Annotated in this window: 2 protein-coding genes; both read left to right on the top strand. The window is 63.6% G+C overall.

Annotated elements, in window-relative coordinates; translation table 11 throughout:
• Nucleotides 1–8 precede the first annotated feature (8 nt).
• Nucleotides 9–1,340, top strand: a complete 1,332-nt coding sequence (locus EN925_RS31920; RefSeq protein ID WP_245487376.1) for a PLP-dependent aminotransferase family protein — start codon at nucleotides 9–11, stop codon at nucleotides 1,338–1,340.
• Between the two features lie 126 nt (nucleotides 1,341–1,466).
• Nucleotides 1,467–2,258, top strand: a complete 792-nt coding sequence (gene ehuA, locus EN925_RS31915) for an ectoine/hydroxyectoine ABC transporter ATP-binding protein EhuA (RefSeq protein ID WP_027162225.1) — start codon at nucleotides 1,467–1,469, stop codon at nucleotides 2,256–2,258.
• Nucleotides 2,259–2,440: the final 182 nt, after the last annotated feature.

The raw sequence follows: 2,440 nt of genomic DNA, 5'->3' as shown, positions 1-2,440 counted from the left end.
ATCAGTCGCTGGCCGACCAGTTCGCGCGCGCCATCCATGACGGACGCCTTGCCAATGGCGCGCGGTTGCCGACCCATCGCAGGCTGGCCGACGACCTCAAGCTTTCGGTGCAGACGGTTAGCCGCGCCTATGAGGAACTGATCCGCCGCGGCCTGATTTCGGGCGAGATCGGCCGCGGCAGCTTCGTCCAGACGCAGCGCCGCGAGCCCGAGCCGCCCTATCTGCCGGAGCGGCTCGGTGAAGTCATCGACCTTTCGATCCTGAAACCGGTCTGCGAGCCGATGCATCTTGAGCGGCTGAAGCAGGCACTGGGATGGCTGGCTGAGAACCTGCCGTCGAGTTCAGCACTTTCGTTCCGGCCCAACATGGTGTTTCCCCGCCACCGCGCGGTGGCGGTCGAATGGTTGAGACTGTGCGGCCTCGATGCATCGCCGCAGAACGTCAGCCTGACCAACGGCGCCACCGCCGGCATGACAGTGGCGCTGATGAGCGTCGCGCCGCCGGGCTCTACGGTCGCCACGGAGGCGATCGGCCACCATACGCTGGTGCCGTTGGCACGCTATCTCGGCTTCAACCTGGAAGGCCTGCCGATCGACGACAACGGCCTGATTCCGGAAGCGCTGGACGAGGCCTGCCGGCTTTCCGACATCCGCGCGGTCTTCGTGCAGCCCTCGGTCATCAATCCGACGGCGACGCTGATGGATGCGCGGCGGCGAGAAGAGATCGCGGCGGTCGCGCGCAAGCACGATATCGCCATCATCGAGAACGATGTGCTGGGTCCGCTGGTCGAAGACCGGCCGCCGCCGGTTGCCGCGTTCGCGCCGGAGCGTACGCTCTACGTCACCTCCTTCACCAAGATCACCGTGCCCGGCCTGCGCATCGGCTATCTGGCCGCACCCGACCGCTACGTCGCCGCCGTCGCCAACCGGCATCTGGTTTCGAACTGGATGGCGACGCCGCTGGTGGCCGAGATCGCCACCAAATGGGTGACCGACGGCACGGCGATGGAGCTTGTCCACTGGCAGCGCGCGGCTTTGCGGCGCCGGCAGGATATTGCAGCGCAGGTGCTGGCGGGGGTCGACTATCGCGCCCGGCGAGACGGGCTGCATGTCTGGCTTCAACTGCCCGCGGACCGTGCCGAGGAAAGCTTTGTCGCCCAGGCCCGCCTGCAAGGCGTGGCTATCGCGCCCGGAACATCCTTCCGTATTTCGGGTGCGCCCTGGCATCCGGCGGTGCGTATCTCGCTGGGTTCGACCACCGAGGGGGAACTGCGCGCCGGCCTCGGCGTTGTCACCAAGCTGCTGCTTGGCGATCCGGAGCATCTGCTGCTCGCAATCTAGGTCCGGTTTGCCCGGAAATTGTGCGGAATCAGAATAATTGTCATGATATTATTTTCCCAATTGACATGATTTGGCGCGTTCCGCATCGTTAAGGGGCATAAGCTTCTCCAGCACGGGGAAATAGATTTGTCCGCACCAGCGCCCATCATCAAGATCGACAGCATCTCGAAAAGCTTCGGCAGCTTCAAGGTGCTGGACGGCCTGTCGATGCAAGTCATGCCCGGCGAGAAGCTGGCACTGATCGGCCCATCGGGTTCGGGCAAGACGACGATCCTGCGCATCCTGATGACGCTGGAGCGCATCGATGGCGGTCATATCCAGATCGACGGCGAGCAGCTCTATCACATGGAGCGCAATGGCCAGCTGTTGCCCGCCGATGAGCGGCATCTGACAAGGATGCGCCAGAAGATCGGCATGGTGTTCCAGCTGTTCAACCTGTTTCCGCACAAGTGCGTCATGGACAATGTCACGCTGGCGCCGATGCTGACCAAGGGCACGCCGCGTGCCGCCGCCGAAAAGCGGGCGATGGAACTGCTCGAAATGGTCGGCATGGCCGACAAGGCCAAGAACATGCCGGCGCAGCTGTCCGGTGGGCAGAAGCAACGCGTGGCGATCGCTCGGGCGCTGGCGCTGTCGCCGAAGATCATGCTGTTCGACGAGGTGACGTCGGCGCTCGATCCAGAGCTGGTCGAGGAGGTGATGAACGTCATGCGCAAGCTCGCCGCCGAGACCGACATGACCATGCTGCTGGTCACCCACGAGATGGGCTTTGCCCATGATTTCGCCGACCGGGTGCTGTTCTTCGATCGCGGCAGGATCGTCGAAGAAGGCAAACCGGACGAGATTTTCCGCAATCCCAAGCAGGAGCGCACGCAAGGTTTCCTGAAGAAGATCATCGCGGCCGGACATCGGGTCTGACCGCAATGCCCAGGGCGACGAAGTCGTCCCGAGGCGGCGAGGGCCGCCATGCAACAAAGCAAGACAAGAAACAAGGAGTTGGGAACAATGAACAAACTTGGCATTCTGGCCGGCGTTGCCGGTCTTGCACTGACGGCGGTGCTGGCCGCCTCGATTCCCGGTTCGGCCGATGACAGCAAGCT

The organism is Mesorhizobium sp. M7A.F.Ca.US.006.04.2.1, assembly GCF_004022915.1.
Lineage (GTDB): Bacteria > Pseudomonadota > Alphaproteobacteria > Rhizobiales > Rhizobiaceae > Mesorhizobium > Mesorhizobium ciceri.
The sequence above is the reverse complement of the archived record's forward strand: the minus strand, read 5'-3'. Positions and strand labels throughout refer to the sequence as shown.